The sequence below is a fragment of the Mycobacterium montefiorense genome (assembly GCF_003112775.1).
GTDB lineage: Bacteria > Actinomycetota > Actinomycetes > Mycobacteriales > Mycobacteriaceae > Mycobacterium > Mycobacterium montefiorense.
This window is the reverse complement of the sequence record NZ_BFCH01000036.1, coordinates 131,323-155,481: the sequence shown is the minus strand read 5'-3', so window position 1 is coordinate 155,481 and position 24,159 is coordinate 131,323. Positions and strand designations below refer to the sequence as shown.

The 24,159-nt window shown below is 66.7% G+C and carries 26 protein-coding genes; 14 read left to right on the top strand and 12 right to left on the bottom strand.

The genetic code is table 11. From position 1 onward, the window contains the following. Nucleotides 1-183: 183 nt before the first annotated feature. Nucleotides 184-870, bottom strand: coding sequence for a TetR family transcriptional regulator (locus DB708_RS24490; protein ID WP_108926056.1), 687 nt, complete (start codon nucleotides 868-870; stop codon nucleotides 184-186). Nucleotides 871-980: 110 nt separating this feature from the next. On the opposite strand from DB708_RS24490, the gene DB708_RS24485 reads away from it, so the two are divergent. From DB708_RS24485 to DB708_RS24455, 7 genes are read left to right on the top strand one after another with little or no spacing between them, the layout of a single operon-like run. After that, a complete protein-coding gene (locus DB708_RS24485; RefSeq protein WP_108926055.1) occupies nucleotides 981-2,723 on the top strand; it encodes a cytochrome c biogenesis protein DipZ in 1,743 nt (580 codons plus the stop codon). A gap of 57 nt (nucleotides 2,724-2,780) precedes the next feature. Then, the gene (locus tag DB708_RS24480; protein WP_108926054.1) at nucleotides 2,781-4,088 is read left to right on the top strand and encodes an NAD(P)/FAD-dependent oxidoreductase; all 1,308 of its coding nucleotides are present in this window, start codon (nucleotides 2,781-2,783) and stop codon (nucleotides 4,086-4,088) included. Beyond that, nucleotides 4,082-4,792, top strand: a complete 711-nt coding sequence (locus DB708_RS24475; protein WP_108926053.1) for a DUF1365 domain-containing protein — start codon at nucleotides 4,082-4,084, stop codon at nucleotides 4,790-4,792. The genes DB708_RS24480 and DB708_RS24475 overlap by 7 nt, the downstream gene beginning before the upstream one ends. Continuing rightward, a complete protein-coding gene (locus DB708_RS24470) occupies nucleotides 4,789-6,060 on the top strand; it encodes a class I SAM-dependent methyltransferase (RefSeq protein ID WP_108926052.1) in 1,272 nt (423 codons plus the stop codon). The genes DB708_RS24475 and DB708_RS24470 overlap by 4 nt, the downstream gene beginning before the upstream one ends. Further along, the gene (locus DB708_RS24465; RefSeq protein ID WP_108926051.1) at nucleotides 6,057-6,860 is read left to right on the top strand and encodes a DUF1295 domain-containing protein; all 804 of its coding nucleotides are present in this window, start codon (nucleotides 6,057-6,059) and stop codon (nucleotides 6,858-6,860) included. Before DB708_RS24470 ends, DB708_RS24465 begins: the two co-directional genes overlap by 4 nt. Nucleotides 6,861-6,904: 44 nt before the next feature. Beyond that, a complete protein-coding gene (locus DB708_RS24460) occupies nucleotides 6,905-7,468 on the top strand; it encodes a sigma-70 family RNA polymerase sigma factor (protein WP_108926279.1) in 564 nt (187 codons plus the stop codon). Further along, nucleotides 7,465-8,166 carry an anti-sigma factor gene (locus DB708_RS24455; RefSeq protein ID WP_108926050.1) on the top strand — a complete coding sequence of 234 codons (702 nt, stop codon included), beginning with the start codon at nucleotides 7,465-7,467 and terminating at the stop codon, nucleotides 8,164-8,166. The genes DB708_RS24460 and DB708_RS24455 overlap by 4 nt, the downstream gene beginning before the upstream one ends. A 5-nt stretch (nucleotides 8,167-8,171) precedes the next feature. Here DB708_RS24455 and DB708_RS24450 read toward each other — a convergent pair whose 3' ends face one another. From DB708_RS24450 to DB708_RS24440, 3 genes are read right to left on the bottom strand one after another with little or no spacing between them, the layout of a single operon-like run. Beyond that, the gene (locus DB708_RS24450) at nucleotides 8,172-9,017 is read right to left on the bottom strand and encodes a hypothetical protein (protein WP_108926049.1); all 846 of its coding nucleotides are present in this window, start codon (nucleotides 9,015-9,017) and stop codon (nucleotides 8,172-8,174) included. A 21-nt stretch (nucleotides 9,018-9,038) separates the two neighbouring features. Beyond that, nucleotides 9,039-9,554 carry a mycothiol transferase gene (locus tag DB708_RS24445; RefSeq protein WP_108926048.1) on the bottom strand — a complete coding sequence of 172 codons (516 nt, stop codon included), beginning with the start codon at nucleotides 9,552-9,554 and terminating at the stop codon, nucleotides 9,039-9,041. A 10-nt stretch (nucleotides 9,555-9,564) separates the two neighbouring features. After that, nucleotides 9,565-9,951, bottom strand: coding sequence for a VOC family protein (locus DB708_RS24440; protein WP_108926047.1), 387 nt, complete (start codon nucleotides 9,949-9,951; stop codon nucleotides 9,565-9,567). Between the two features lie 45 nt (nucleotides 9,952-9,996). Here DB708_RS24440 and DB708_RS24435 point away from each other — a divergent pair, with 45 nt between their 5' ends. Genes DB708_RS24435 through DB708_RS24420 form a run of 4 tightly spaced genes read left to right on the top strand, consistent with a single transcriptional unit; the run spans nucleotide 9,997 to nucleotide 13,664 of the window. Continuing rightward, the gene (locus DB708_RS24435; RefSeq protein WP_108926046.1) at nucleotides 9,997-11,727 is read left to right on the top strand and encodes an N-acyl-D-amino-acid deacylase family protein; all 1,731 of its coding nucleotides are present in this window, start codon (nucleotides 9,997-9,999) and stop codon (nucleotides 11,725-11,727) included. A gap of 38 nt (nucleotides 11,728-11,765) precedes the next feature. Then, nucleotides 11,766-12,605 carry a PPE family protein gene (locus DB708_RS24430; RefSeq protein WP_108926045.1) on the top strand — a complete coding sequence of 280 codons (840 nt, stop codon included), beginning with the start codon at nucleotides 11,766-11,768 and terminating at the stop codon, nucleotides 12,603-12,605. 31 nt (nucleotides 12,606-12,636) lie between these two features. Beyond that, nucleotides 12,637-13,065 (top strand): hypothetical protein, encoded by a 429-nt coding sequence (locus tag DB708_RS24425; protein WP_108926044.1) that lies wholly within the window; start codon nucleotides 12,637-12,639, stop codon nucleotides 13,063-13,065. Nucleotides 13,066-13,100: 35 nt separating this feature from the next. Further along, nucleotides 13,101-13,664, top strand: coding sequence for a carboxymuconolactone decarboxylase family protein (locus DB708_RS24420; protein WP_108926043.1), 564 nt, complete (start codon nucleotides 13,101-13,103; stop codon nucleotides 13,662-13,664). A 7-nt stretch (nucleotides 13,665-13,671) separates the two neighbouring features. Here DB708_RS24420 and DB708_RS24415 read toward each other — a convergent pair whose 3' ends face one another. The 4 genes from DB708_RS24415 to DB708_RS24400 form a co-directional block, all read right to left on the bottom strand. Continuing rightward, entirely contained in the window at nucleotides 13,672-14,487 is an 816-nt protein-coding gene (locus DB708_RS24415) for an SDR family NAD(P)-dependent oxidoreductase (protein ID WP_108926042.1), read from the bottom strand. Between the two features lie 22 nt (nucleotides 14,488-14,509). After that, nucleotides 14,510-14,884: a heme-binding protein gene (locus tag DB708_RS24410; protein ID WP_108926041.1), complete on the bottom strand. Its 375-nt coding sequence runs from the start codon at nucleotides 14,882-14,884 to the stop codon at nucleotides 14,510-14,512. A gap of 165 nt (nucleotides 14,885-15,049) precedes the next feature. Further along, nucleotides 15,050-16,675 carry a chaperonin GroEL gene (groL, locus tag DB708_RS24405; RefSeq protein ID WP_108926040.1) on the bottom strand — a complete coding sequence of 542 codons (1,626 nt, stop codon included), beginning with the start codon at nucleotides 16,673-16,675 and terminating at the stop codon, nucleotides 15,050-15,052. 221 nt (nucleotides 16,676-16,896) lie between these two features. Then, on the bottom strand, nucleotides 16,897-17,463 hold the full coding sequence (locus DB708_RS24400; protein ID WP_108926039.1) for a TetR/AcrR family transcriptional regulator: 567 nt from the start codon (nucleotides 17,461-17,463) through the stop codon (nucleotides 16,897-16,899). Nucleotides 17,464-17,568: 105 nt separating this feature from the next. Between DB708_RS24400 and DB708_RS24395 the strand changes: the two genes are divergently transcribed. Beyond that, nucleotides 17,569-18,480, top strand: a complete 912-nt coding sequence (locus DB708_RS24395) for an SDR family NAD(P)-dependent oxidoreductase (RefSeq protein WP_108926038.1) — start codon at nucleotides 17,569-17,571, stop codon at nucleotides 18,478-18,480. Between the two features lie 5 nt (nucleotides 18,481-18,485). Here the strand turns inward: DB708_RS24395 and DB708_RS24390 are convergent, their stop codons facing one another. Further along, entirely contained in the window at nucleotides 18,486-19,178 is a 693-nt protein-coding gene (locus tag DB708_RS24390) for a M24 family metallopeptidase (RefSeq protein WP_108926037.1), read from the bottom strand. Between the two features lie 30 nt (nucleotides 19,179-19,208). Here DB708_RS24390 and DB708_RS24385 point away from each other — a divergent pair, with 30 nt between their 5' ends. Then, nucleotides 19,209-19,700 carry a cupin domain-containing protein gene (locus DB708_RS24385; protein WP_108926036.1) on the top strand — a complete coding sequence of 164 codons (492 nt, stop codon included), beginning with the start codon at nucleotides 19,209-19,211 and terminating at the stop codon, nucleotides 19,698-19,700. A 20-nt stretch (nucleotides 19,701-19,720) separates the two neighbouring features. Here DB708_RS24385 and DB708_RS24380 read toward each other — a convergent pair whose 3' ends face one another. Next, nucleotides 19,721-20,332, bottom strand: coding sequence for a TetR/AcrR family transcriptional regulator (locus DB708_RS24380; protein WP_235616949.1), 612 nt, complete (start codon nucleotides 20,330-20,332; stop codon nucleotides 19,721-19,723). Nucleotides 20,333-20,419: 87 nt separating this feature from the next. Here DB708_RS24380 and DB708_RS24375 point away from each other — a divergent pair, with 87 nt between their 5' ends. After that, a complete protein-coding gene (locus DB708_RS24375) occupies nucleotides 20,420-22,174 on the top strand; it encodes a CocE/NonD family hydrolase (RefSeq protein ID WP_108926034.1) in 1,755 nt (584 codons plus the stop codon). Nucleotide 22,175: 1 nt separating this feature from the next. Here DB708_RS24375 and DB708_RS24370 read toward each other — a convergent pair whose 3' ends face one another. Beyond that, nucleotides 22,176-23,618: a flavin-containing monooxygenase gene (locus tag DB708_RS24370; RefSeq protein ID WP_108926033.1), complete on the bottom strand. Its 1,443-nt coding sequence runs from the start codon at nucleotides 23,616-23,618 to the stop codon at nucleotides 22,176-22,178. Beyond that, the gene (locus DB708_RS24365; protein ID WP_108926032.1) at nucleotides 23,609-24,085 is read right to left on the bottom strand and encodes a VOC family protein; all 477 of its coding nucleotides are present in this window, start codon (nucleotides 24,083-24,085) and stop codon (nucleotides 23,609-23,611) included. Before DB708_RS24365 ends, DB708_RS24370 begins: the two co-directional genes overlap by 10 nt. Nucleotides 24,086-24,159 lie beyond the last annotated feature (74 nt).

Genomic DNA, 24,159 nt, shown 5'->3' with positions numbered 1-24,159 from the left:
GGAACCTTAGCGATGACCCACAGTTTCTTGATCGCGTTAGCCAACGCAGTCCCCCTTCGGCTGCCTTCCTTCACCCGGGCGTCGCTGCGGCGCTTGGTATCCGGCCCCGGGAGCTTGGAGTTCGGGACCGCCTTCACCGGTTGCAGTTCGCCAAGCCACAGCGTTGCGGCCTCCTTTCTGAGTTCATGAGGATTTCGAGATGAGGCCGACGCAGGTGGCCGTCAGCAGGCGGATAAGCGCGGATGCGAAGTCCAGATTCCACTCCGGCGGAACCACTTCCGGCTCCTCGGCATAGACATCGGTCAGGTGCTCCGGCGGGTTCGCCACCTGCCACAGCGTGGCCGCCAGCGAGTAGGCCGCCAGCAGGATGTCGAGCGAGCCCGACCGTCCGAGTTCGGGCAGCGAGCTGCCGATCGCATCGGCCAGCGAGAGTGTGGCCGCGGTGCTGATCCGCCTGACCTCGATGACCCGTTCGGCGTCCACCTCGTGTTCGAGGTGCAGGTGCAGGTTGGCCAGCAGGTCGCAGAACAACGGGTCGTCGGCCAGAGCTTCGGCCAGTGTCTCGGCGATGCGCGAGGGCGACTTCGCGCCCGGCTCGGCCAGCTTCTCCGACACCGTATTCGACCACCGCACCCAGCCCTCGGCGGACAGGTGCAGCAGGACTTCTTTGTGCGAGGTGAAGTAGCGGCGCACCGCCGAGTAGTGGATTCCGGCGCGGCTGGCGACCGCGGTCAGGGTGACCGACGCGACGCCCGTCTCCATGGCCAGCGAGCGCGCGGCTTCCACGAGGGCCTCCGCACGTTGGCGCTTTTTTTCCTCAGTGCGGGCGCGTTGGAATGTTAGTTGCGCCACTCCCGGAGGATAACGCACATGACGTGATTTGTATAACGCACATCATGTGATTTGTGCGATGCGGTTACCGTGGAGAAACGCAGCCCCCGATGTCCCGTCCGTAATCGCCGTCGATCCGAATAAAACGTATGCAGACAATTGCGCTCATCGGCTTTCTCGGTGGCCTGATCACCGGCATCTCGCCATGCATCCTGCCCGTGCTTCCGGTGATTTTTCTGTCCAGCATGGACAGCGGTACGAACCGCAGCAGGCGCAGCATGCGCGCTACGACACGCCCCTACATGGTGATCGGGGGCCTGGTGTGCAGCTTCAGCCTGGCCACCCTGATCGGGTCCGCGCTGCTATCGGCGTTGCATCTGCCCCAGGACGCCATCCGCTGGGCCGCCCTGGTGGTGCTGGCCCTGATCGGATTGGGATTGATCTTCCCGCCACTGCAGCACTTGATCGAGCGGCCGTTCGCATTCATTCCACAGCGCCAAATCGGTAGCAACACAGATGGTTTCGGGCTGGGTCTTACGCTGGGCGCGTTGTACGTGCCGTGCGCGGGACCGGTGCTCGCCGCGATCGTGGTCGCCGGCGGCACGGCCTCACTCGGCGCCCCCGTGCTGATTTTGACCGCGACGTTCGCGCTCGGCAACGCAATACCACTGTTGGCTTTCGCGCTGGCCGGTCGGCACGTCGCCGAACGCGTTGCGGCGTTCCGCCGTCGGCAGCGCCAAATTCAGATCGCCGGCGGAGTCATGATGATCGTGCTGGCGGTGGCGCTGGTGTTCAACCTGCCCGCAATGCTGCAGCGTGCCGTGCCCGACTACACCACGGCAATGCAGAATCGCTTGGACACCAAGGAAATCCAGCATTCGCTGATCCCCGCCAACACGCAGCCGCCGGCCTCGGCCAGCGTGCTGCAGCTGAATCAGGGCAACACCAGCAACGGTCTAGCGACAAATTGCACCGACGGTTCCACCGAGCTGCAACAGTGCGGGCAGGCCCCAAGCATCACCGGAATCACCGGCTGGCTGAACACGCCGGACAACAAACCGCTTGACCCCGCGTCGGTGCGCGGCAAGGTGGTGCTGATCGACTTCTGGGCCTACTCCTGCATCAACTGCCAGCGCGCCATTCCGCACGTCGTCGATTGGTACAACCGCTATCGCGACAGCGGATTGGTGGTGATCGGGGTGCACACCCCCGAGTACGCCTTCGAACGGATCCCCGACAACGTGGCCAGCGGCGCCGCCGGGTTGCACATCGACTACCCGATCGCGCTGGACAACGACTACGCGACCTGGAACGCCTTCAACAACATGTACTGGCCGGCCGAGTACCTGATCGACGCGAACGGAACCCTGCGGCACACCAAATTCGGCGAAGGCGACTACGACGGCACCGAAAAGCTGATTCGCCAACTGCTGGTCGATGCCAACCCGAACGTCGCGCTGCCGGCGCCGGTGAACGGGGCCGACACCACCCCGAAGACCAACCTCACACCGGAGACCTACCTGGCACCCGACAAGGCCACCACTTATGGCGGCGACGGCAGCTACCAGGCGGGCACGGCCGGATTCAACTTCCCGGCGCAGGTCGCAGCAGACAAATTCGCCCTGCGCGGCCGGTGGACCCTGGACGACCAGGGCGTCACCGCCGACAGCGACGACGCCGCCATCCGGCTGAACTACACCGGCAAAAGCGTGTATGCCGTCGTCGGCGGCACCGGAACCATCACCGTGACCCGCGATGGGCAAACCACCACCACGCAGATCGGCGGTGCTCCCACGCTGCACCAGATCGTGGCCGATAACGGCGCGCACCGCGATCAGCTCGACATGCAAGTCAGCAAGGGCTTGCAGGTGTTTTCGTTCACTTTCGGCTAGACATTCGGTAAGCACGCCGCTTCCCATCCGCCAGCTCGGTGGTTCCGAATAGGGATTGTGGACTCGTCACACGCGCGGTCGGTCGCGGTCATCGGCAGTGGGGTGGCCGGCCTCACCGCCGCTTACCTGCTGTCCGGCCGTGACCGTGTCACCCTGTACGAAGCCGAGGTGCGGCTCGGCGGCCACGCCCACACCCATTTCGTGCACGACGGCGGCCCGGACGGGAATCTCATCGGCGTCGACTCGGCGTTCCTGGTGCACAACGACCGCACCTATCCGACGCTGTGCCGGCTGCTGCGCGAGCTCGGGGTAGCCACCCAGCCGTCGGAGATGTCGATGTCGGTGCGCGCCGACGACATCGGGCTCGAATACGCCGGCGCTCTGGGCATTAGCGGTTTATTCGCGTGCAAGCAGTCGCTGCGGCCGCGGTATCTGCGGATGCTCGGTGAGATCGTCCGCTTCCACCGCGCCGCGGCGCGGCTGCTGCGCTCGGACACCGCGCACGACGACCAGGAGACGCTGGAAGCCTTTCTGAACCGGCACCGCTTCTCGTCGTATTTCATCGACTTCTTCATCACCCCCCTGGTGGCGGCGGTGTGGTCGTGCGCCAGCGACGACGCGCTGCGCTACCCGGCCCGCTACCTGTTCGTTTTCCTCGACCATCACGGCATGCTGTCGGTTTTCGGCTCTCCCACCTGGCGCACCGTGACGGGAGGCTCGGCGCAGTACGTGCAGGCCGTCGCCGCTCGGCTCGCCGAGGTGTCGACCGGGACCCCGGTGCATTCCTTGCGGCGGGTACCCGATGGCGTGTGGTTGCGGGCGGGCGACAACGTGCCGCGGTTTTTCGACGCGGCCGTCGTCGCCGTGCATCCCGACCAGGCGCTGCTGCTGCTCGACGATCCGAACCCGTGGGAGCGCGCGGTGCTGGGAGCGATTCCGTACTCGACCAACCAGGCGCAGCTGCACACCGACGAATCGGTGCTGCCCCGGCGCCGCCGCGCCCGCGCATCATGGAATTACCTGGTTACCCCCGGCAACGACCATGTGGTGGTCAGCTATGACGTCAGCAGGCTGATGCGGCTGGACACCCACACCCGGTACCTGGTGACCCTGGGCGGCCACGACCGCGTCAACCCGGCGTCGGTGATCGCCGAAATGACCTATAGCCATCCCTTGTACACACCGGAATCTGTTGCGGCCCAGGCATTATTACCGACGCTGGACGACGATCGAGTGGCATTCGCGGGTGCCTACCACGGCTGGGGCTTTCACGAGGACGGCGCCGCCTCGGGCCTGGCCGCGGCACGACGCCTGGGCGCCGACTGGCCGACGGCGATCCGGGCCGAGGCGGTGGCCCGATGCTGACAGCGACACAGACGCCCGCGATCTACCGCACCACGATCAGCCATGCACGGCAAGCTCCGGTGCGCCATTCGTTCGAATACCGAAGCTACAGCTGGTATGTCGACGTCGACGACCTGCCGCGACTGCCCTGGTGGCTGCGGCCCTTCGCTCGCTTCCGCGCCTCGGATCACTTGGCCAGCCCGCAGCATGGCTCGCTGCGCGACCGGCTTGGCGCCGTCTTCGCCGACCGCGGCCTGGCCGCTCCTGAGGGCCGCATCACCGCCCTGCTGCAGGCTCGCGTATTCGGGTACGTGTTCAACCCGCTGAGCGTCTTTTGGTGCCACGACCGTGACGGCCGGCTGCGGTATGTGATCGCCGAAGTACACAACACCTACGGCGAGCGCCACGCCTACCTGTTGCCGCCGGCAGATCTGCCAGTGGTTACCGAGAAGAAGCTCTATGTCTCACCTTTCAATGCGGTGGACGGCTACTACCTGGTGCGAGCACCACGGCCCGACGGCGAGGTCAACATCACCGTGGAGCTGCGTCGTGCTCATCAGCCCGCGTTCGTGGCCAGCGTGCGCGGACAGCGGCGGCCGGCGAGCAACCGGCAGGTCGCGATCATGCAGATCATTTCGCCACTGGCACCCTTGCTGGTGGCCGTACGTATCCGAATTCAGGGGATCAAACTGTGGTTACGTCGAGTTCCGTTGGTGCCGCGATGACCGTACCGACAATCCGAATACCTCCGGCCGCAATAGATTCCATGCGGTGGCCGGCGATCGCCAAGGTGCCGTCCGGCCCGCTGAGCGCGACGGTGGCGGTGGCCGCCGACCGGCTGCTGCGCCGCGCGGCCGCTCGCCTACCGCTGCGAGTGACTTACCCCGACGGCACGGTGGTCGGGGCGGCCGACCCGACGGTGCCGACCCTTGTTGTCCACCAACCGGAAGCGCTGGCGCGCCGGATCGGACGCTACGGCCTGATCGGATTCGGCGAGTCCTACATGGCCGGTGAATGGTCCTCGGACGACCTCACCGGTTTGTTGACGGTATTCGCCACGTCGGTGAGCGATCTCGTGCCGCGCCCGATGCAATGGCTACGCCCGATCGCGCCGGCCTTCCGGCCGCGCTGGTGGGGAGCAGGCGGAGAACGCGCCCGGCGCAACGTCGCCGAGCACTACGACCTGTCCAACGATCTGTTCGCCGAATTTCTCGACGAGACCATGACGTATTCCTGCGCGGTGTTTGACCGGCTGCCCGCGTCGTCATCGGATTTGGCTGCGGCGCAAGAGCGCAAGATCGATCGGCTGCTCGACATCGCCGGAGTGCGTCAGGGCAGCCGGGTTCTCGAAATCGGCACCGGCTGGGGAGAGCTGTGCATCCGCGCGGCCGCACGCGGAGCCCAGATCCGCTCGGTGACCTTGTCGGTGGAACAGCAGCAGCTGGCGCGGCTTCGGGTTGCCGCGGCGGGGCTGTCCGACAGGGTGACGATCGACCTCTGCGATTACCGCGACGTCGACGGGTGTTATGACGCGGTGGTGTCGGTCGAGATGATCGAGGCGGTGGGATTCCATGCCTGGCAACGGTATTTCACCACGCTCGAGCGGCTGGTCGGGCCCGGCGGCCGGGTGGCGATCCAGGCGATCACGATGCCCCACGGCCGGATGATGGCCAGCCGCAATACGCACACCTGGATCCAGAAGTACATCTTCCCGGGCGGACTGCTGCCGTCCACCCAGGCCATCTCCGCAATCACCGAACTCCGCACGGATTTACGCACGGTGGACATGGCGTCGCTACGCCCGCACTACGCCGAGACGCTGCGGCTCTGGCGCGAGCAGTTCATCAAGCAGCGAGAACGATTGGCGCAGTTGGGCTTCGACGATGTGTTTCAGCGGATGTGGGAGCTGTACCTGGCGCATTCGGAGGCAGGCTTCCGGTCGGGCTATCTGAACGTCTACCAGTGGACGTTCGCGCGCGAGGGGTGCCGATGAGCAACGTGAGCTTCACTTGGAACTTGGCCCAGGTGTGCGGAGCCTCGGTTGTGGTTCTCGCCGTGGTGCATTCGATCACGTTCGTCATCGGCAGGCGCATCGGCCGCTACAACGTCGTCGACGTGGCGTGGGGCATCGGGTTTGTCGCCATCGCCGCGGTCGGCGCGGCGCTCGGCCACGGCGACCCGACCCGGCGCTGGCTGCTGCTGATGCTGGTGGCGATCTGGGGTGTGCGGCTGAGTTGGCACATCCAGCGCAAGACCGCCGGCAAGGGTGAGGATCCCCGATACGCCGTCATGCTCCGGGATTCCACACCAGGCCAGGTGCTGCGCAAGGTCTTTCTGCTGCAGGGGCTGATCACCTGGTTCGTCGCCTTCCCGCTGCAGCTGTCCGCGGTGACCGGGCCGACGCCGAAACCGCTGATAGCGGTCGGGGTGCTGGGCGTGGCCGGCTGGCTGGTGGGTATCACCTTCGAAGCCGTCGGCGACCGGCAGCTGCGGGTGTTCAAGTCGGACCCGGCCAATCGCGGCGTGGTGATGGATCGCGGCTTGTGGGCGTGGACGCGTCACCCCAACTACTTCGGCGACGCCACCGTGTGGTGGGGGCTGTGGCTGATCACCATCAACGGCTGGTGGCCGTTGGCCACGGTCGGCTCGCCGCTGCTGATGACCTACTTCCTGGTCAACGTGACCGGCGCCCGGCTGACCGAGAGAATGATGGCCGGCCGGCCCGGCTTTGCGGAATATCAGCAAAGGACCGCGTGTTTCTTTCCACGACCACCGCGACCGGCACGTCGATAGCCGTCGCCGATGCGGCCCGGTGGCGAGCGATAGGCTACCTGACAATGACCGGACTGCCGCAGCTGAGCAGCGACCTGGATGTGTTGCTGCGTGAAGTCGCGCGCGGAGACACCCAGGCTTTCGCGGCGGTCTACGACCTCACCAAGAGCCGGGTATTCGGGCTGGTGATCCGGGTTTTGCGGGATGCCGGCTACAGCGAGGAAACCACCCAGGAGATCTATCTCGAGGTGTGGCGCTCGGCGTCGGAGTACGACCCCGCGCGCGGGTCGGCGTTGTCCTGGCTGCTGACCATGGCGCACCGCCGGGCCATCGACCGGGTGCGCTCCGAGCAGGCCGGCAGCCGCCGCGAATCGCGCTACGGCGCATCCAACGTCGAGACCGCCACCGACGTGGTCGCCGACTCGGCCATCGCCGGTGACGAGCGGCGCCGGGTGGCCGACTGCCTAGGCTCGCTGACCGACGCGCAACGGCAGTGCATCGAGCTGGCCTACTACGGCGGGCTGACCTATTCCGAGGTGTCGCAGCGGCTGGCCGCCAATCTGTCGACGATCAAATCGCGCATCCGCGACGGATTGCGCGGCCTGCGTAATTGCCTGGACGTGCCGTGACCGAACCCACCGACTTCGAACTGCTCGAGCTGGCCACGCCGTACGCCTTGCATGCGGTATCCGACGAAGAGCGAGCCGATATCGACCGGCAGATCGCGGGCGCGCCGCCGTCCGTCGCGGCGGCCTTCACCGAGGAAGTTCGCGCCGTGCGCGAAACGATGGCCGTCGTCTCGGCGTCGACGATCACCGAACCACCGGCGCATCTGCGGGCGGCCGTCCTGGCTATCACCGCTTCGAACCAGCCGAATCACCAGCGACGTTGGCGCACAACGGTATTGGTATCGGTAGCGGCGGCGATTGTGGCGGGACTGACGGCATTCGGCGTGCAGACCCTGTTGCGGCCGACACCGACGCGGTCGGTTGCCGAGCAGGTGATGGCGGCCCCCGACGTGCGGACGGTTTCGCGCCCACTGGCCAACGGGACGGCCACGGTGGTGTTCTCGCGCGACCGCGGCGCGGGTGTGCTGGTGATGAACAACGTGCCGCCGCCGACTCCGGGCACCGTCTATCAGATGTGGTTGATCGATGCCAAGGGCCCGACCTCGGCCGGGACGATGGGCACCACGGCCGTCTCGCCGTCGACGACGGCGACGCTGACCAACCTCGGAAAGTCGACGGCCCTGGCCTTTACCGTCGAACCCGGCGCCGGCTCACCGCAGCCGACTTCGCCGATATTGGCGACCTTGCCGCTGAGCTAGGCCCTTCAGACCTTCTTCACCAGGCTGCCCAGCACCGCGACAATCACGCCGCATACCACCAGCGCCGCGCCGGCGGCCAAGGTCAGGGTAAGCCAGTCCCGCAGGCCGGACTCGACGCTACGCACCATGACGTCGGCGATCTGGCGAATGTCGCCGGTGGTGCGATTGAGCACCTCGTTGAGGTAGCGGCCCGCGACTTCGATGCCGACCCACCCGGTCGCCCCGACGAGCAGCGCCGAGACACCGAGACTGGTCAGCGCCTTACCGCGGCGCCGGGCAGCGAGCAGCGTCAGCAGCGCGCACACACCGCACAGGCCCGCCACACCCAGGCTCGCCCACTTGCCCCAGGCGGCCACTCGGCTCAGCTCCCCCTGCCGCAGCGCGTGCGGCACCGAAGCCGTCAACGGCACGGTCAGCGTCGCCGGCACCGTTACGTTGTGCTCGCTCAAGATCTGCGCAAACGCGCTGTCGTTGAGCATCGGCGCCACGTCGATGGCCCAGGAATCGCCGGACCCCACGTCGGCGAACAGCCAGCGGTGCGCCGCCCGATTGGCCGTCGCGAACAGCGGCGGGAACGAGGGGCCGGCCGTGAACTCGGCGGCGGCGTCGTGCACCTGCGAGCTGTCGAGCGGATAGTGTCCGCCGCCACGCTCGGCGATCAGCGCCATGGTCCGGGTGGTGAGTTCACCTGCCATTGCCGACTGCAGGGCGGGATCGGCCGCCGCCTTGCGAGCCAGCGCGACGTAGCCGTTCTCGTCGACGAGATTGCACTGCGCCCACATCGAGGGAACCGCCAGCGCCAGCGCAGCCGTGGTGATCAGCCACAGCTGCAGGATCGCAAGGAATCGCACCTGGCCAATCTACGGGCCAAGCTACGGCGCGATCCCCCGCACGTATGCCGCTTGCCCGAGGTGCTGGGCGCAATCGTCGATGATGCTGACAATCCGGGCGCTGGCCGTCACCGGCGGATCCCAATTGGTGTCCACCACGCGGGCCAGCTCGTCGGCCGTCACGCCGGCGACGTACTCGCAGGTGAACGCGTGCACCGCGTGGTAGTAGCCGGCCAGCAGGTCGGCGGGGGCGTGCACCTTCGCCACTTCGGCGGCGCCATGGCCGTAGCCGGTGTCGCGGCGCGGCAGGTCCAGCGCGAAGCGGTCCACCCAGCCGTCGCGGGTCCAGACCTCCTCGACACCGGCCACGTCGGCCAGCTGGATGTCCTGCACCCGAGCACTGTGCCAGATCAGCCAGGCGATGGTGTTGGCGTCCGGGGCCGGCCGGTAGTTGGACAGCTCGTCAGTCAGGCCATCGGTGAGCTCATCGACGTGTTCGATCAACCGGGTGAACGCGTCGCGAAGCAACTCGTGGACGGCGGCGTCGGTATCTGACATACCGGCGACATTACGGGCCGGCCCCGTGATAGACCGCTTCGACGTTGTTGCCGTCCGGATCGCGCACGAATGCACCGAAGTAGCCGGGGTGATATTCCGGCCACAACCTGGGCTCATGCAGCGATTCCGCGCCCAGCTGCAGCGCCGTCTCGTGGAACGCGCGCACGGCGTTTTCGTCGGCGGCATGGAACGCGATGTGGTTCTCCCGGTTGGGCCCCGTGCCGGCACCGTTACCGACACCGTCGGCAATCCAGAAATCCGGATTGCCGTCACGGCCGTACCCGACGGCCACGTCGAAATCCATCTGCCGGGAGTACCCCAGGACACCGAGCACCGCGTCGTAGAACGCCTGCGATTTCGGGTAGTCAGCGCAGTTAATACCTATGTGGTCGATCACGAAAACATCGTGGCACGACTTGATGCACGGTCGTAGATTGATTAGGTGATCTACGACCTCCTCATTCGCAATGGCACCATCGTCGACGGCTTGGGGGGCGACCCCTATGTCGGCGACGTCGGGGTACACGGCGGAGTCATTACCGCTGTCGGCGCCATCAACGGCGACACCGCCGAACGCGAGATCGACGCCACCGGCCTGTTGATCACGCCGGGTTTCGTCGACCTGCACACGCACTACGACGGCCAGTCCATCTGGTCGGAGCGCCTGACGCCGTCCTCGGCGCACGGGGTGACCACCGTGGTGATGGGCAACTGCGGCGTCGGGTTCGCGCCGTGCCGGCAGGAAGACCACGACGTGCTCGTCGACGTGATGGCCGGGGTCGAGGACATCCCGGGCGTCGTAATGACCGACGGCCTGCCATGGAGCTGGGAGACCTTCCCCGAATACCTGAATGCGCTGGAAGCCGGCAGGCGTGACATCGACGTGGCCGCCTACCTTCCGCATTCGCCGCTGCGGGTCTACGTGATGGGGCAGCGCGGCGCCAATCGCGAACCGGCCACCGCCGACGACCTCGCGAAGATGCGGGCGCTGGCCAAGGAGGCCATGGAGGTCGGGGCGCTGGGCTTCGCGTCGTCGCGGCTGACCATCCACAAGACCGAAAGCGGTTCGCCGATCCCGAGTTACGAGGCCGCCCGTGAGGAGATCGAGGAGATCGCCAAGGGCGTCGTCGACGGCGGCGGCGGGCTGCTGCAGTTCGTGCCCGACATTCCGGCCGGCGGCTACCAACCGGTGCTGCAGACGGTGTTCGACGTCGCCGAGGAGGTCGGCCTGCCTGTCACCTTCACCCTGGTCGTCGCCAACGTCGGCGACCCGACCTGGCCCGACGCTATCAACATGGTCGAGAAGGCCAACGCGGCCGGCGGCGATATCACCGCGCAGCTGCTGCCGCGCCCGATCGGGTTGATCATCGGGCTGCAGCTCACCGCCAACCCGTTCGTGCTCTACCCCAGCTATCAGGAGATCGCGCATCTGCCGCTGGCCGAGCGGGTCGCCGAGATGCGCAAGCCGGAGATTCGCGCCCGCATCCTGGCCGACAAGCCGGGCCAGGGACACCCGATCCTCTACGTCGCGCAGATGTGGGACTGGATCTTCCCGCTGGGCGACAACCCCAACTACGAGCCCGACCCGGTGGACAGCATCGGTGCCCGGGCCAGGGCCCGCGGGGTGAACCCGATGGAGGAGGCCTACGACCGGCTGCTCGACGACGAAGGCCGTGCCATGCTGCTGGTCGCCAGCAGCAACATGGAACGCAATTCGCTGAACACCGTCGGCGAACTGCTGCACCGCGACGACGTGGTGCTTGGCCTTGGCGATGGCGGTGCCCACTACGGGATGATCTGCGACGCCAGTTATTCGACGTTCTTCCTGTCACACTGGGCCCGGGATCGGGCGTCCGGACGCTTCTCGGTGCCCGAGGCCGTCCGCGAGCTGACCTCCGTCCCGGCCCGCGTCGCAGGGCTGGCCGATCGGGGCCGTATCGCGGTCGGATACAAGGCCGATCTCAACGTCATCGACCATGCCGGGCTGCGCCTGCACAAGCCCGTGATCACCTATGACTTGCCGGCCGGAGGACGCCGACTGGACCAGACCGCCGACGGGTATGTGGCCACAATTGTGTCCGGCGAAGTGATCGCCGAACACGGCAAACCGACCGATGCGCGTCCCGGCAAGCTGATCCGCGGGCGCCAAACCGCGCCGGCACCCACCCCATAACGCCACGAACAGGGGGCCGTCCCGGTTAAGTTAGTTCAGTGACGAGCCCACATTACGCGTGGTTGCCGCCAGAGATCAATTCGGCCCTCCTTTACGCCGGTCCTGGATCGGCGCCGCTGCATGCTGCCGCGGAAGCCTGGGATGGGCTTGCGGAGAACCTGGCGACGTCAGCATCCTCGTTTTTCTCCGTGGCATCGGACCTGGCCAGCGGAGTGTGGCAAGGCCCCTCGGCGACAGCGATGCTCGCGGTCGCGACGCAGTATGTGAGCTGGCTCAAGGCGGCCGCGGCTCAGGCCGAGGCGACCTCCAGCCAGGCCTCGGCGGTCGCGGGCGCTTTCGAGACGGCGCTGTCGGCGACGGTGCAGCCGGCGGTGGTTTCGGCCAACCGCGCCCTGGTGCGAATGTTGGCTTCATCGAACCACCTGGGACAGAACGCCCCGACAATCATGGACATCGAGTCCGCCTACGAACAGATGTGGGCGACCGACGTCGCTGCGATGACCGGTTATCACGCCGACGCGTCGGCGGCCGCCGAGCAGATGGCGCCCTGGCAGAACGTCATGCAGAACCTCGGTGTGCAGTTCGGCAACGGCGACCTGACCTTCGGGCCCCACACCGGCACCGGGAGCTTGGCGCACCACATCAGCGCACTGGCCAACCTCGATCACACCGGCGGTCATGTCGGATCCTGGCTCACCGACACTCCCGGCACCGGCTTCGCACACACCGTCACAAGCGGCAGCATGAGCTCAGCGGACTTCCAGGCCGGCCTGCTCAACTCGCCGACCGCGGGCACGGGCTTCCACTCGGGCATCCCAAGCTCGGGCCTGCTCAGCGATCTCGGCTCCGGCGCTATGCCGACGGGTTCGGCGGACTGACACCGGGCGTAAGACGCCTATCCTCGAGATCATGCGCACGAAGAAGAGGGTGGACCTCGACCGCCTGGCCGCCGCCCTGCCCGACTACCCGTTCGCGTACCTGATCACCGTCGACGACGGGTACCGCGTGCACACCGTGACGGTCGAACCCCGGCTGCGCGACCTTTCCGAGCGCCCGGACGGGCGCCGCACCGTCGTCGACGTCGGACTCATCGGTGGCCGCACACGCGAAAACCTGGCTCACCGCAGCGATGTCACGCTGCTGTGGCCGCCGCCCGAGCCCGGCGGCTATTCGCTGATCGTCGACGGTGAAGCCGAAACCACCGAGTCCGGCTCGGAAGCAGTCCGGTTGGGCGTGGTGCCGACCCGCGCCCTGCTGCACCGCGAAGCCGACCCCGACTCCCCCGACACGGCCAAAGGCTGCCTGCACGACTGCGTGGTGTTCTCGCTGCCCGCCTGACGAAACGGGGCGGCCGCCGCCGTACAGTCGTTCGGATGAGCCGCGTCGCGCCGCTCGCCCCGCCGTGGAGCGAAGAAGATGCCACCAGCATCAACAGCTGGGGCCACCCGGACCGCTCGTATGAGCCGCTGCTTCTGGTGCGCTGCCTGCAGCGCCATCCGGCGCTGGCCAGCCGGCTGCGCAAGCTCGGTGAATCCCTCTACATCGCAGCGCTTTTGCCGCCCAGGACCCGAACGATCGCGATTCTGCGCATCTGCGCGCTGCTGGGTTGCGAGTACGAGTGGGGCGGGCAGGCGGCGTTCTGGGGGCCGATCGCCGGTGTCGGCGACGACGAGTGCGACGCGCTGGTCACCGGCGGCCCGGATGATCCGCGGTGGGCCCCGGCCGAGCGGACGCTGATCGAGGCGGTGGACGAGCTGGAGCGCACCGGCTCGTGGTCGGAGGCGACGTGGGCGGCGCTGGGCGACGAGCTCGACGACGAGCAGCGCATCGAATTGCTCACGGCCCTCGGGTGGTATCGCACGATCTGCACGCTGTGCAACGCGCTGACGCTTCCCGCGGAGGGCTGGATGCGGCGCTGGCCGGGCGCAGCTCGCTGAGTTTTGCTTAGGGCCGTCTAAGCCCCGGATGCTGCTTTTTCAGTAGCGGCAGCAGCAGCCGTCGCAGCATCAACTGAAACAGCTTGGTGTTGATTTGGCTCGGCAGCCCGGGGATCACGGTTCCGCGATCGCGGTCGAGGGCGTCGACTCCGGTGCGCGCGACATCGCTTGCCGGTAGCCACATGAACTTCGGGAACGCGTCGGCGAATTTCCGCTCGTCCATGCCGGCGTTCTTCAGGAATTCGGTGCGCACCGGCCCGGGGTTGAGCAGCGCGACGGTGACACCGCTGCCGGCGAGTTCGGCGCGTAGGCCTTCGGTGTAGGTGATCACGAACGCCTTGGTGGCCGCGTAGCCGACTTGGCCGGGGAACGGGTGGTAGCCCGCGGTGGATCCGACGTTGAGAATCGCGCCTTTTTTGCGGGGCACCATCTGCTGGACGGCGCGCGTGGTCAGGTCGATGACGGCCTCGACGTTGACCCGCGCCTGGGCGATCTCGTCGTCGACCGACGTGGTCGTTACCGACCCGATGGTGCCGATGCCGGCGTTGTTGACCAGGATGTCGGCCGTCAGCCCGCGACGCTCAATCTCGTCGAAGAGGCCGGCGCGAGCGGCGGAATCCGCGACGTCGCAGCCGATCACCTCTACCTTCGAGCCGCAGCCCGCCAGTTCGTTTGCCAACTCGCGCAGCCGCTCCTCGCGGCGCGCGACGAGGGTGACGCCGTGTCCACGATCAGCGAGCTCGCGGGCGATGGCGGCGCCGATGCCCGACGATGCTCCGGTGACGACGGCCGTGCTGGTGGGTGCGGGAGTCGGAAGAGCCACGGGGTTAACCTACCGGTCGCGGCTAGCCGGACAGCGCGTTGAACAAAGCCGCCAGCTGATCGGGAGAAATTGAATTGTTGCATTGGCTGCGCAGGTCGAGCAGCGGTTGCGCGATGCCCTTCAGCTCCAATGCCTCACCGGGATGACTGAGGAAATAGCCGCGCACGGACGCCTTCGCGTCGGCGGGCGATTGGTTGACCGCGGCAGTGATGACGTTGTTGGCGTCGGGATGGCCGTCGAGATATCCGCTTGCCGCGTTGAGTACCCCGCTGGCGGTGGCGGCGACGCCGCTGGCGGAGCAGGGATCAGGCGCGGCACCTGCGGTCGGCGCGATCATGACGCACAGAACGCAGCCGAGGATCGCTCCAAAAAGTGTGCGCCATAACGATTTGCTCATTGCGTGGTCCCTTCGTCCCCAACTGTTCGAATGTTCAGTAGATCAATTACCCAAAAATGCCGAAGACGCTCGACCCAGGCCCGGACAATGGCCGACCGTCGAACAAGGAAAAAGCCCGGCCCGCTGGGGTTTCCAGGGGACCGGGCTTTTTCGCTAGTCGACTTCTTAGAAGTCCATACCGCCCATGCCGCCGGTCGGGTCGCCGACCGGTGCGGCTGACTTCTCCGGCTTGTCGGCAACGACAGCCTCGGTGGTCAGGAACAGCCCCGCGATCGACGCCGCGTTCTGCAGCGCCGAACGAGTCACCTTGACCGGGTCGGCAACGCCGGCCTTCAGCAGGTCCTCGTACTCACCCGTGGCGGCGTTCAAGCCGGTGCCAGCCTTCGAGTTGCGGACCTTCTCGGCGACAACGCCGGGCTCCAGCCCGGAGTTGAAGGCGATCTGCTTCAGCGGAGCCTCGAGCGCCACCCGGACGATGTTGGCACCGGTGGCCTCGTCACCCTTGAGCTTGAGCTCCTCTAGGGCCGGTGCAGCCTGCAGCAGGGCCACGCCACCTCCGGCGACGATGCCCTCCTCGACGGCGGCCTTGGCGTTGCGGACCGCGTCCTCGATACGGTGCTTGCGCTCCTTGAGCTCCACCTCGGTGGCAGCTCCGGCCTTGATCACCGCAACACCGCCGGCCAGCTTGGCCAGGCGCTCCTGCAGCTTCTCACGGTCGTAGTCGGAGTCGCTGTTCTCGATCTCGGCGCGGATTTGGGCCACCCGGCCGGCGATGGCGTCGGAGTCTCCGGCGCCCTCGACGATGGTGGTCTCGTCCTTGGTGATCACGACCTTGCGGGCCTTACCGAGCAGCGAGATGTCGGCGGTCTCCAGGGAGAGGCCGACCTCTTCGCTGACGACCTGACCACCGGTGAGGATGGCCATGTCCTGCAGCATCGCCTTGCGACGGTCACCGAAGCCGGGGGCCTTGACCGCCACCGACTTGAAGGTGCCGCGGATCTTGTTGACGACCAGCGTGGACAGTGCCTCGCCCTCGACGTCCTCGGCGATGATCAGCAGCGGCTTACCGCCCTGGATGACCTTCTCCAACAGCGGAAGCAGGTCCTTGACGGTCGACACCTTGGAGCTGACCAGCAGGATGTAGGGGTCCTCCAGGACCGCTTCCTGACGCTCAGCGTCGGTGACGAAGTAGCCCGAGATGTAGCCCTTGTCGAACCGCATGCCCTCGGTGAGCTCGAGCTGCAGGCCGAAGGTGTTGGACTCCTCGACGGTGATGACGCCCTCGTTGCCGACCTTGTCCATCGCCTCGGCGATCAGGTCACCGATCGACTGGTCGCCCGCGGAGATGCCCGCGGTCGCAGCGATCTGCGCCTTGGTCTCAACGTCCTTGGCCGACTTCAGCAGGGTCTCGGTGATCTTCTCGACCGCCTTCTCGATGCCGCGCTTGAGACCCAGCGGGTTGGCGCCGGCAGCGACGTTGCGCAGGCCCTCTTTGACGAGCGCCTGAGCCAACACCGTGGCCGTCGTCGTGCCGTCACCGGCGACGTCGTCGGTCTTCTTGGCAACTTCCTTGACCAGCTCGGCGCCGATCTTCTCGTACGGGTCCTCCAGCTCGATCTCCTTGGCGATGGACACACCATCGTTGGTGATCGTGGGAGCGCCCCACTTCTTCTCCAGGACGACGTTGCGACCCTTGGGGCCCAACGTCACCTTTACCGCGTCGGCGAGGCTGTTCAGACCCCGCTCGAGGCCGCGACGGGCCTCTTCGTCGTACGCAATTGTCTTGGCCATTGCGAAGTGATTCCTCCGGATTGGGGATGACACCCAATGGCCACGTGGTGGGCCATCAGGTTACTTACGCTGGCCGGGCGCAGTGCCCGCGACGGACGGCTCAAGTTGCCGTCTAGCGACGACAGCCTGGGCCTCACCGTCCCGACCTAGCACTCACCCACTGCGAGTGCCAGTGTCATTCTTAGCACTCGCCTATGCCGAGTGCAAGAACGGGGCAGCCGCTATCGCCTAGCGCGTAAACCGTCGACGACGACGTCGGTAACCCGCTCGGCCAACTCCGAGTTGTAGGCCTCCATCGCCTGGCATCCGACCATGATCGCCTTCACTTCGCGCACCCCGATGTCCGGCCGCGCGGTGCCCGCCCGCTGCGCGGCGCGCAGCAGCTCGTCGAGGATCGCCAGGAAGGCTTCCTCGGCGTCCGGTGCCGCGGTGGCGATGTCGATGCCGAACCCGGCCAGGGCGTCGACCAGGCCACGATCCCCGGCGCCCCACTGCAGCACGATCGAGCGCAGGTAGACAAAGAGCGCGTCGCCAGGCCCGTCGGATTCCAGCAGGGCGCGCCCGTCGTCGACCAATCGCTGCATGCGGTCCTCGATGATCGCCGCAAACAGCGCCTCCTTGGTCGGGAAATGCCGGTAGACGGTGCCGGCCCCGACTCCGGCGCGACGCGCGATCTCGTCGATGGGCACCGACAAGCCCTCGGCCGCAAAAGTGTCGTAGGCGACCTCCAGCACCCGCGCACGATTGCGCGCCGCGTCGGCACGCAGCCGACGTTCGGGCTGCGCCATCTATTCACCACCCATCGGTTGACAAAGCGGGGCGATCGTTCCGTATTGTGAAGACAACCGGAGCGCTCGCCCCGTTTTACTCTACAAGTTCTTAAGGAGCCCGTCATGGCCAAATGGACCGCCGCCGACATTCCCGACCAATCCGGTCGCGTCGCCGTCATCACCGGAGCCAACACCGGCCTGGGCTACGAAACCGCCGCCGCACTCGCCGACCACGGCGCCCACGTCGTGCTGGCGGTGCGCAATCTCGACAAAGGCAAGGAGGCCGCCGCACGCATCGCGGCCACCAGCTCGCAGGCCGATGTCGCGCTGCAGGAGCTCGACCTGACGTCGCTGGACTCGATCCGGGCCGCGGCCGACGAGCTGCGGTCCGCACACGACCGCATCGACCTGCTGATCAACAACGCGGGCGTGATGTGGACGCCGAAGTCGACCACCAAAGACGGCTTCGAGCTGCAGTTCGGCACCAACCACCTCGGCCATTTCGCCTTCACCGGCCTGCTCCTGGATCGGCTGCTGCCGGTCGCCGGGTCCCGGGTCGTGACGGTCAGCAGCATCGGGCACCGCATCCGCGGCGACATTCACTTCGACGATCTGCAGTGGGAGCGCAGCTACAACCGGGTCGCCGCCTACGGGCAGGCCAAGCTGGCCAACCTGCTGTTCACCTATGAACTGCAGCGACGGCTGGCTCCCCAGGGGACGACGATCGCCGCGGCCGCGCACCCCGGCGGCTCCCGCACCGAGCTGACCCGCCACCTGCCTCCGCTGCTGGCGCGCATCGCGCCGGCGATCGAGCCACTGTTCCAGGGAGCCGATATGGGCGCGCTGCCGACCCTGCGTGCCGCGACCGACCCCGGCGTGCTCGGCGGGCAGTACTACGGCCCCGACGGCCTCGGCGAGCAACGCGGCCACCCCAAGATCGTGTCCTCCAGCGAGAAGTCGCATGACCTCGAGGTGCAGCGCCGGTTGTGGGCGGTCTCCGAGGAGCTCACCGGCGTGGTCTACCCCTTCGACTAGGGCAGCTAAGGCAGATCGAGCAGCTGTTCGTAGAAGCCGCCGAAACCGCGCGGGCGGTCGACCAGATGGATCTCGAGGATCCAGTGGCACGGCCGCCCGCGGCCGTCGGTGCGCCGCATCGGCTCGTCCGCACCGGGTGTGATGTACCACTGCGCGCCGTCGCCGGCGATCTTCTTGTGCGGAAACTCGCCCACCAAATGCCCGGCGATCGGACTGCCCCAGTCGAACCCCTCGGCCCCGGCCGCGCCGACGACATAGTCGAACAACTCGGTGCCAGTGACGCAAGCGTGCTCGTCGAAGTAGTGGCGCCCGGCCGCCCAGACCCGCGGAAGTGCGTCGCGGACAGCCATTTTGGCAGGATCGTCGCCCAGCACAAACGTCCGCCCGAAGTCGGCCTCCCATTCCTCGAAGACGGGCCCCAGGTCGAGGAACGCGATGTCGTCATCGGCGATCACCCGGTCCGCCGGATGCTCCTTGAAGGGCTGCAAGGTGTTCTCGCCGGCTCGCACGATGCGCCGGTGCCAGTGCCGGGTCACGCCGAACATCTCCGCGGCCAGGTCGCGAATCTCGTCGGATAGCGCCCGCTCTGCCACGCCGGGCCGGATCATGGCGCGCTGTTCGATCTCGTCGAACAATTGCGCCGCCTTGCCCTGGGCGTCCAGCAGCCGTTCCACACGCACGTCCTCGGGCTCCGCCACTCCCGCGATGCTAACTGGCAATCTGGAACCATGTCCCTCGTCGTGCCGCCGTATCCGCCGCCCCGCTACACCGCCGACGAGCCAGAGGTCAGCGCCTGGCTTAGACGGGCCGACGCCCCACCGGACTACGAGACTGCCAGCGTCAAATACCACTACCTGGCGAACCAGCAGGCGACCGACGGCGACTACGGCCTGTACCGGGTCGACATCGGCCCGGCCGGCGGCGGGCCCGCGGCCCACTTTCATCGCGCCATGTCAGAGGCCTTCTTCGTGCTCTCCGGGACGATCAAGCTCTACGAGGGGACCGAGTGGACCGACGGACATCAAGGTGACTTCCTCTACGTCCCGCCGGGCGGCATCCACGGTTTCCGCAACGAGGCCGACGAACCCACTTCGGTCCTGGTTCTGTTCGCGCCGGGTGCGCCGCGCGAGGCCTACTTCGAGGGCGTCGGCGCACTGGCCGACATGACCGACGACGAACGCACTCAGTGGTTCGTCTCGCACGACAACTATTGGGTCTGAGCGCTGGGCCTGGCGAGCAGTCAAGCGCTCAGATCGCCGCTGACGTAGTGCTGCAGGTTGGGCGTGATCGCGCCGATCACCTCGTCGTCGGTCATCGATGCCAGCGGCTCGATCCTCCAGACGTAGCGCATCAGGGCGAAACCCATCATCTGTGAGGAGACGAGCCCGCTGCGGACCAGGCGGTCGCGTTCGTCGCTGCCGAGTTCGGCAACACCCATCAGGCTGCCCGCGACGACGCGGCGCAGCTTCTCCCGGGTGGCCGGTTCGTGCGCGGCGGTCTGCAGGATGGCGCGCAGCGTCGGGCCGACCTCGTCATCGGCCCAGCTGGCCAGCAACAGCGTGATCAGCGCGGCGCCTAGCTGATCGATCGGCGTAGCCCACGCCTTGGCGACGTTGTCCAGCCACTTCTGCGGCGGGTTGGTCGCGGCGTCCAGCAGGCCTTCCTTCGAACCGAAGTAGTGGTAGACCAGCGCGGGGTCGACATCGGCCGCCCGCGCGACCGCCCGGATCGTAGTTCCGGCCCAGCCGTGATCGGCGAACTCGTCGCGGGCGGCGGCAACAATCCGCGCGGCCAGCACGCCGCGTTCATCGCGCGGACCCGGAGTTAACGATTTCTTCGGCACGAGTCTCATCATAGCGTGAATTTCCTCTTGCGTTGAGACTTATCTCAACGTAGCGTGAGACTTGTCTCAACGCAGCATGAAACTTTGGAGAGCCCCGTGATCACCACCTCGAAACGCGTCGCCGGACTTGACCGCGGCCAGCGCCGGCTGAACGGACCGCAGACATCGGGCCGCGAGTTCCGCAACCTGAGCGAACCGAGGTACGGCACGCGCCGGCACCTCAACGTCAAGATTGCGATGCGCGACGGAATCGAGTTGATGGCCGACATCTATTGCCCGGATGCCGACGAGTCGTTTCCGGCGTTGGTGGCCGCATCGCCCTATGCCCGGCAGATACAAGATCTCGGCGCGCCGGCCGGCTTCATCGAGGCGGGCGCAACCGACTTCTGGGTGCCGCGCGGTTATGTCCACATCATCGTGAACCTGCGTGGAACCGGCGGCTCCGGTGGGACTTTCGCCTTCTTCGATAGTCAAGAGCGCCGGGACATGCACGACGTGATCGAGTGGGTCGCCGAACAACCGTGGTGTGACGGCAATGTCGGGATGCTCGGCATCAGCTACTTCGCCATGACTCAACTGGAGGCCGCCGTTGAGCGGCCCCCACATCTGAGGGCCATCTTTCCGTTCGCCGTCACCGGTGATCTCTACGACGCCGCGACCCATCACGGCCTGCCCAGTTCGAAATTTGTCAGTTCGTTTCTGTCGATGCTGGGGCTGACGGCGCCCAAGAGCGACAGGTTCTACCGCAGCGGGCCGTTCACCGTTGCCCGGCGCATCTTGAATCTGCCGCCGGTGCACAAGAAATTCGCCACGATGAACGGCGAATCGGCCAACGGCATGCTCAACCTGCTGATGAAACTCCCGCATCCGCCGCGGCCGTGGGACGAGCTCTGGCAGAACGCCGTCGTCAGACATCCGATACGGGACGCATGGTGGGACGAACGCGACCTTACGCCTTTGCTCGAAAATATCGACATACCAGTCTATTTGGGTTGCGATTGGGAGAATGCGCCGCTTCATCTGCCGTCGACCTTTTCGGCGCTGCGCAACCTGACCAAGAGCCCCTGCGTCCGGGTCGCGATGCTCGGCAAGTACGGCCTGACCTGGCCATGGGAGAGCATGCACATCGAGGCGCTCGCATGGTACGACCATTGGCTCAAGGGACGCGACACCGGGATCCTCGAGGGGCCCGCGTTCCGCTACTTCCTGCCCGAAGCCGACGAGTGGAAGGCCGAGGAGTCGTGGCCGCCCGCGCACAGCTCGCACGTCGAACTTGCGCTGCGCGCCGACGCGGCCCTCGCCGCCGACGAGGGCGAACCCGGCAGCCGCGAATATTGGTCCCTGGGAACAGGACTCAACCGCGCCAGGCCCAGCGAGATCGATCCGCCGTCGCTGCTGACCTGGACCACCGCGCCGCTGGATGATGACCTCGATGTGGCCGGGGACATCGAACTGCGCTTGGTCGCTTCGGCGACGGCGTTGGACACCGGCTGGATCGTCACCGTGTCCGATATCGCCGAAGACGGCTCGCTTGTCGACCACCTCACCAGTGGATGGCTTCGGGCCAGCCTGCGCGAGATCGACGAAGACGCCAGCCGACCCGGCGCCCCGGCGTTACCGTGCCGGACCGCGGTCGGGGTCCCGATCGGTCAAGACGTCGTGTATCGAATCCCGTTGCTCCCCAACGCCCGCCGGTTCCGCCGCGGGCACCGTATCCGGTTGACACTCACCAGCGACGACCAGAACCCCGACGTTCCGGCCATCATGGACTTCCGTCATGCGCCCGTCGGCACTAGCACCATCAACACCATCCGGTCGTCGTCGCGGCTGCTGCTGCCGGTGCTTGGCTAGGTTATGCACGCAGCCGGTAGTCGTCGTCGACCAGCGTGCGGGTGCGCTCGAAGAATGTCCGCCCGCTGTAGGGCAATTGGGTGACGACCTTGCCACTGGGATGGCGAAAGTAATTGGTGCAGGCGAGCCAGACCTTGCCCTCCATCGCGGTCTGGAGCTCGTCGTTGTAGCGGCGCTGTGCGTCGGGGGTGACCTCGATGGTCCGCGCGCCGCGACTGCCCATTACGTCGAGTATCTGGCGAATGAACGTCGTCTGTGCCTCGTGGATGTAGATGATCGAGTTGACGCCATTAGTGTTGGGGCCGTATAGCGTAAAGAAGTTCGGATACCCGGCAATCAGCGTGCCCAAGTAGGCTTCCGCGCCGTCGCTCCAGTCCTCGCGCAGCTGACGGCCGCCGCTTCCGTACACGTCGATGCTGTCCAGATAGTCGGCGGCTTTGAAGCCGGTGCCGTAGATGATGGTGTCGACGCGATGCTCGGCGCCGTCGGTGGTGCGCACGCCCCGCTCCGTGATCTCGGCGATCGCGGTCGTTTCCAGGCTGACGTTCGGCAATCCGAACGTCGGGTACCACTCACGCGACATCAGTGGCCGCTTGCAACCCGCCGGGTAGTCCGGCGTCAGCTTGGCGCGCAGCTCGGGATCGGCGACCTTGCGCATCAGGTAGCTGCGGGCCAGCTCGGTCGCCTCGCGGGTCTGCGTGGCGTCGACGTCGAAACTGGACGACTCGTAGGCGTCGAAGGCCTCGTCGCGCAGCTTCTGAACCGCCGCGGGATCGCGTTCGAACTCCGCGTGCTGCTCGGCGCTGAACGGAAAATCGAAGCGGGGCGAGATCCAGATCGGGGTTCGCTGAAAGACGGTGAGATGACCGGCTTTTGGGGCGATCGCGGGAACGTACTGGATCGCGCTGGCGCCAGTACCGATGGATGCGACCCGCTCACCCGCCGTCGACTTGCTGTGATCCCAGCGCGCGGAGTGGAATCGCCTTCCCCGAAAACGCCGCGCCCCAGGGATATCCGGGACGTTGGGCACATCGAGCATCCCGACCGCGCTGACCACGGCGTCGAACTCGTGCTCATCCCCGTCGTCGGTGACCAGCGTCCAGCGGCGGTGCGTGTCCGACCAGCGCACCGTGCTGATCGCGGTGCCCGGCCGCAGGTGTGGGCCCAGCCCGTGTTCGTCGGCCACCCTTTCGAGATAGGCCAGGATCTCGGGCTGGTTCGCGTAGGTCTTGCTCCATCGCGGGTTGAGCGCGAACGAATACGAGTACAGATGCGACGGGACATCGCAGGCCGCACCCGGAAAAGTGTTGTGCCGCCAGGTGCCTCCGAATCCGTCGGCGCGGTCGAACATGGTGAAGTCGTAGCCCCCCTGCGCGAGCTGAATTCCCATCGCGATGCCCCCGGCACCCGCGCCGATCACCCCGACGCGCGGCTTTAGCCCCATTGCGCGAAGTAGGGTCGCTCGGGACGGCTCTTCTCCACCAGGATGAACACCACGCCCCACGGGTCGACGAACCACGTGGTGCGCACGCGGGCGACGTCCGCAATTCCGCTGACCAGGAAGCGAACTCCCTTGCTCTCGAGTTCGGCCCGAGTGGCGTCGAGGTCCGTACAGATCAGCCCGACGTGCGAGAGCCCGTGGTCGGTCAGGGCCCTGCCGGCGGGAGAGTCACCGTCGACGTTGAGGTACTCGATCACCTCCAGGACGCGATCACTGTCGTCGCCCAGGCCGACAATGGCCGCTTTCATGGTGGGGTCGGCCACCAGCTCGCCCATGTCGTTGCGAATGGCGTTACCGGCCATCACATACGGCGGCGAGAGCACACGCAGGCCCAATACGTCTCGGTAGAAGGCCACTGCGGCCTCACAATCCGGGACGCATACCCCGGTATGGGCCAACCCGGTAATCACGTTCTCGACTCTACGTCGCGCGAGACCCCCGGGGCGGGTAGTACTAGCTTCGAAATCCGACAGGCCGATAATGG

Bases quoted from the DNA above. Each gene is read 5' to 3' on its own strand.
- DB708_RS24485 (WP_108926055.1), top strand. From the start codon at position 981: ATGCAGACAATTGCGCTCATCGGCTTTCTCGGTGGCCTGATCACCGGC.
- DB708_RS24475 (WP_108926053.1), top strand. From the start codon at position 4,082: ATGCTGACAGCGACACAGACGCCCGCGATCTACCGCACCACGATCAGC.
- DB708_RS24470 (WP_108926052.1), top strand. From the start codon at position 4,789: ATGACCGTACCGACAATCCGAATACCTCCGGCCGCAATAGATTCCATG.
- DB708_RS24465 (WP_108926051.1), top strand. From the start codon at position 6,057: ATGAGCAACGTGAGCTTCACTTGGAACTTGGCCCAGGTGTGCGGAGCC.
- DB708_RS24460 (WP_108926279.1), top strand. From the start codon at position 6,905: ATGACCGGACTGCCGCAGCTGAGCAGCGACCTGGATGTGTTGCTGCGT.
- DB708_RS24445 (WP_108926048.1), bottom strand. From the start codon at position 9,554: ATGTCAGATACCGACGCCGCCGTCCACGAGTTGCTTCGCGACGCGTTC.
- DB708_RS24425 (WP_108926044.1), top strand. From the start codon at position 12,637: ATGCGCACGAAGAAGAGGGTGGACCTCGACCGCCTGGCCGCCGCCCTG.
- DB708_RS24420 (WP_108926043.1), top strand. From the start codon at position 13,101: ATGAGCCGCGTCGCGCCGCTCGCCCCGCCGTGGAGCGAAGAAGATGCC.
- DB708_RS24410 (WP_108926041.1), bottom strand. From the start codon at position 14,884: ATGAGCAAATCGTTATGGCGCACACTTTTTGGAGCGATCCTCGGCTGC.
- groL (WP_108926040.1), bottom strand. From the start codon at position 16,675: ATGGCCAAGACAATTGCGTACGACGAAGAGGCCCGTCGCGGCCTCGAG.
- DB708_RS24400 (WP_108926039.1), bottom strand. From the start codon at position 17,463: ATGGCGCAGCCCGAACGTCGGCTGCGTGCCGACGCGGCGCGCAATCGT.
- DB708_RS24395 (WP_108926038.1), top strand. From the start codon at position 17,569: ATGGCCAAATGGACCGCCGCCGACATTCCCGACCAATCCGGTCGCGTC.
- DB708_RS24385 (WP_108926036.1), top strand. From the start codon at position 19,209: ATGTCCCTCGTCGTGCCGCCGTATCCGCCGCCCCGCTACACCGCCGAC.
- DB708_RS24380 (WP_235616949.1), bottom strand. From the start codon at position 20,332: ATGAGACTCGTGCCGAAGAAATCGTTAACTCCGGGTCCGCGCGATGAA.
- DB708_RS24370 (WP_108926033.1), bottom strand. From the start codon at position 23,618: ATGGGGCTAAAGCCGCGCGTCGGGGTGATCGGCGCGGGTGCCGGGGGC.